The 4305-nt window shown below is 76.3% G+C and carries 3 protein-coding genes; 1 reads left to right on the top strand and 2 read right to left on the bottom strand.

What is annotated here, in order from left to right; genetic code table 11:
- Positions 1-279: 279 nt before the first annotated feature.
- The gene (locus D450_RS0124175) at positions 280-1569 is read right to left on the bottom strand and encodes a phosphoribosyltransferase (protein ID WP_017541201.1); all 1290 of its coding nucleotides are present in this window, start codon (positions 1567-1569) and stop codon (positions 280-282) included.
- A 311-nt stretch (positions 1570-1880) separates the two neighbouring features.
- Positions 1881-2450 carry a GNAT family N-acetyltransferase gene (locus tag D450_RS0124180; RefSeq protein WP_017541202.1) on the bottom strand — a complete coding sequence of 190 codons (570 nt, stop codon included), beginning with the start codon at positions 2448-2450 and terminating at the stop codon, positions 1881-1883.
- 196 nt (positions 2451-2646) lie between these two features.
- Here D450_RS0124180 and D450_RS0124185 point away from each other — a divergent pair, with 196 nt between their 5' ends.
- Complete coding sequence (locus D450_RS0124185) at positions 2647-3876, top strand: MFS transporter (protein WP_017541203.1); 1230 nt, start codon at positions 2647-2649, stop codon at positions 3874-3876.
- The last annotated feature ends 429 nt before the right edge of the window (positions 3877-4305 follow it).

Here is a 4305-nt window from a genome sequence, read left to right on the forward strand (position 1 = left end):
TGCGGGCGGCCAGGGCCCGCAGAGTTCCACCACGCCAGCGGACACGACCCGGTCCCGGGGCACGTGCGTCGGGACGGTGGGACCGGCCGCCCTCGCCAGGCGCCCGACGGACGTCTCCCGTGGCCGATGGGGGACTTTCGAGTACTCCGCCCTCTTTCCCCAAGAAAACGCGACCTACCCGGCCCATCCTTTTCCTCCGGATGTGCGGAGCCGTGGACCTTGGCCGTCCGTTCTCGTCCGGATCCGGCCCCAGGAATCGGGGGCGGCGCCCCGCCGCGCTCAGAGGTGACGGTCGAACCAGTCGGCGGCCGCCTCCCCCGCGAGGCGCCCCTCGGCGGCTCCCCCCAGAAGCCCCTCGGCGCCGGGGGCGGTGCGCAGCTCGACCGGTCCGCCCATCCGCCCGGCGGCCCACTCGCTCAGCTCCCAGACGAAGGACTCCCCGCCCGGGACCATCACCAGCACCGGGACGCGCACCCCCGGCAGCTCCTCGCCGGCCAGGTCGATCCGGCCGCCGAGCACGGCGAGCGCCCCCACGGTGCGCGGCATGCGCGCCGCCGCGGCCGGGGCCGCATGGGCCGCCGCGCCGGCACCGAAGACCCCCACCGCCCCCGTGGTCCCGGTCGCACTGCGCAGCCACTCGACCGCCCGCACCAGGCGCTCGCCCAGCTCGTCGGGGCCGATGTCGGGCACCCCCTGCGCGGCCTCCCACTCCTGGGGCGTGCACAGGTCCAGGGCGAGCGTGGCGTACCCGGCCTCGTGCAGGGTGTCGGCGGCCGCCCGGTTCCGGGCGTGCGCGCGCCCGTGCCCGAGGGCCACCACCGCGGCGCCGCGCACGGTCCCGGGCACCGTGAAGTCCCCGTCGAGCCCGACCTCTCCGGCGGCGATGCGCACCGGTCGCACCGGCGGCCGACCCCCGGCGCGCTCCTCCAGAAGGGCGGCGATGTCGGCCTCGGTGGGCCGCTCGTAGTCCCGGTACCACTCCCCCACCGCGTGGAAGTTGTCGGGCGCGGTGAGCACGACGATCTCGTCGGCCTCGCCGCGCAGCGCGGCCACGGCCGACTGCGCCGCCACCGGGACGGCCAGCACGAGGCGGGCCGGCCGGTGCCGGCGCACCCACCGCAGTGCGGCGCGCGCCGTGGCGCCGGTGGTCACCCCCTCGTCGACGACCACCACGTCGCGCCCGGCGACCGGCGTGCCCGGGCGGCCGCCGCGGTAGGCCTTGAGCAGCCGGTCCAGTTCCTGGCGCTCGCTGCGCACCGCGCGGGAGAGCTCCTCCCGGGCGGCTCTGCGCCGGGCCAGCTCGGAGTCGTCGAAGACCACGCCCCCGTCCTCGGTGACCGCCCCGACCGGGGCGCGCCCCGCCGCCCCCTGGAGGGTCAGCCGGCGCACCACGAGCACGTCGAGGGGAAGGTCCAGGGCGCGGGCGAGCTCCGCCCCGACGGCCACCCCGCCCGGAGGCAGGGCGAGGACCACGGGGTCGGTCCGCAGGAGCGGGCGGACCCGCTCGGCGAGGCCGCGTCCGGCGGCGGAGCGGTCGGCGAACGGCAGCGATACGGGTACCGGGCTCATGATCGCCTCTCCCGGATGCGGTGGCGAAGTGCGGTGGAGATACCCGTTCCCAGGCGTCACCCAACATCGCGGGACGATCCGGCCCGCTCACGGATGTCCCCGACGGCACGGTCCGCCCCCTGGAGCCGTGCGGCTCGCCGCCTCAGTCTCAGTGCTCGCGTCTCGCCGGGCGACGGCAGGTGTCCCGGACAGGCGGCCCCGGCACGGCCGGAACGGGACGGCGAAGTGCGCTCGCCCCCTCCCCACAGCGCCATGACGAGGGATCGGCCCATCGGGCGGACGGCTCTCCGCCTTCTGTGGCCGCACGGTGCTCAGGTGCCCGCGGTCTTCCTGAAGTCGTTCTCCAGCACCCCCATGATCAGGGCGTCGTGGCGGCGCCCCTCCCACAGCAGTGCGTCGCGCAGGCGGCCCTCGACGGCGAAGCCGCAGGAGCGGTAGACCGCGATCGCCCGCATGTTGAAGGCGTACACCTCCAGCCAGACACGGTGCAGGTGGATCCGCTCGAAGGCGTACTCCAAGAGCAGCCGGGTGGCCTCGCGGCCCAGCCCCTGCCCGGTGAACTCGATCGCGGAGAGGGCGATGCGGTAGGAGGCGGTCTCGTTGTCGGGGTCGACGTCCATCAGGGCGAGTTCGCCGACGTAGCGCCCCTCGGGGTGGGCGATGATCGCGAGGTCGAGCCGGTCCTCCCGGTCGGAGCGGGAGGCGCACCACTGGGCCGCCTCCTCGTAGCCGATTCTGCGGTGCGTTCCGGTGAGCCTGCGGATCTCGTCGTCCTGGGCGGAGGCGTAGAAGTCGTCGACGTGCTCCTCCGCCAGCGGCACAAGGCGGACCCGCTCTCCGGTGAGGGTGGGCTTCTCACGCAGCGCACTCAAGTCGATCATCGGTCGGGACTCCGGTCGTCGAGGGGGTCGGCACGTGCCGGGTGAGCGGGGCTCCGGCTGATCGGGGGATAGCGTCGATGAGTCGGCGATTTCGGCCAGAAGATCATATGTAAGGCGCCGGAGCGCCTCGGCGCAACCCCCGAGGTCAACGGTGCGTAGCAGGGACATGACCGCACGCGATCGATACGGAGGCCCGATGGAGTCGCAGCGCCGCGCGGACGAGGAGGCCCCTCCGGGCCGTGGACCCGCGCGAGCGCGCGCCGCCGTCTTCGCACTCTTCGCGGTCAACGGCTACGCCTACACCAACGTGGTGCCGTGGCTGCCCACCGTCAAGGCGGACCTGGGCCTGTCCAACGCCGCCCTGGGGGCGGCCGTCGCGGCGATGCCGACCGGGGCTCTGGCCACGGGCATGCTCGCCGGCCCGCTCATCGCCCGCTTCGGCAGCGGACGGGTGGCCGCGGCCGCCGGCGTCCTGACGGCGCTGGTGCTGCCCGCGGCGGCCGCCGCCCCCGGGTGGTGGACGTTCGCCCTGGTCCTGTTCGCGCTCGGCGCCCTGGACGCCTGGATGGACGCGGCCATGAACACGCACGGGCTGCGGGTCCAGCACCGGTACGGGCGCAGCATCATCAACGGGTTCCACGCGGCGTGGAGCATCGCGGCGGTCTGCGGCGGCCTGACCGGGGCGTCGATGGCCGGCGCCGGCCTGGGGATGGGGCCGCACCTGTCGCTGGTGGCGGTGGTGCTCGCGGCGGCGTCGCTGTGGGCGGCGCGCAACCTGCTCCCGGGGCCCGACGGGGCCGAGCGCGGAGAGGAGGCGCCGTCCGGGGACGGCGCGCGGGAGCGCTTCCGCACGGCGGCCGCGGCGCTGCGCGGGGCGGCGCTCCCGCTGCTGGCACTGAGCCTGCTGCTGATCGGCGCCTCCGCGGTGGAGGACTCGGCGGCCTCGTGGGGCGCGGTGTTCATGGCGGGCGAGCGCGGTGCCGGGGCGTTCCTGGCGGCCCTTCCCTTCGTGGCCTGCCAGGCGATGATGACCGTGGGACGGCTGACCGGCGACCGGGTCACCGACCGCTTCGGCGCGGTCGCGACCGCCCGCGCCGGCGGGGCGGTGTCGGCCGCGGGGATGGCGGTGGCGTTGCTGGTGCCCTTCCCCGCGGCCTCGGTGGCCGGTTTCGGCCTCCTGGGGCTGGGGGTGGCGACGATGTACCCGCTGACTCTCGCTGCCGCCGGCGACGTCCCCGGGGTGCGCAGCGGCGACGGGGTGACGGTGGTCGGGTGGCTGGGACGGCTCGGCTTCCTGGCCTTCCCGCCGACGGTGGGCGCCCTGGCGGACGCCTGGTCGCTCACCTCGGCCCTGTGGCTGGTGGCCGGGGCGGCCGTGGCGTGCACGGTTCTGGCCCCGGCCCTCCGGCCTCGCGCGAACGCCTGACCCGCCGGGGCGCCGGAGGCGGGGGCGGGGGCGGGGCCGAACGGCGCAGGGGCCCGGACCGCTGTGCGGTCCGGNNNGGCGAGCGGGGCCGGAGCCTCCTTGCGGCGGCTGGCGTAGATCGTCAGCGCGCCCAGGCCGGTGGCCAGGACGCCGCCGAGGACGAAGCCGTCCATGTCGCTCACGCCGGTCACCGGGAGCTCCGAGGGGCCCTCGTCGTCCGCGGCGGAGCCGCCGTCCGAGTCGGCCTCGGAGCCGCCGGTGGAGCCACCGTCGTCCGAACCGCCCTCGTTCGAGCCGCCGTCACCGCCGGGGGTGCCGCCCTCGTCCGCGGGCGGAGGCGTCGGGTCGCCCGGACCAGGCGGGTTGTTGCCGTCGCCGGGGTCCTCACCGCCGTCGCCGGGGTCACCGCCACCGTCGCCGGGGTCGCCA

Source organism: Nocardiopsis halophila DSM 44494 (assembly GCF_000341245.1).
GTDB lineage: Bacteria > Actinomycetota > Actinomycetes > Streptosporangiales > Streptosporangiaceae > Nocardiopsis_A > Nocardiopsis_A halophila.

Coding starts and splice junctions, on each gene's coding strand:
- D450_RS0124180 (WP_017541202.1), bottom strand. CDS start 2,450: ATGATCGACTTGAGTGCGCTGCGTGAGAAGCCCACCCTCACCGGAGAG.
- D450_RS0124175 (WP_017541201.1), bottom strand. CDS start 1,569: ATGAGCCCGGTACCCGTATCGCTGCCGTTCGCCGACCGCTCCGCCGCC.
- D450_RS0124185 (WP_017541203.1), top strand. CDS start 2,647: ATGGAGTCGCAGCGCCGCGCGGACGAGGAGGCCCCTCCGGGCCGTGGA.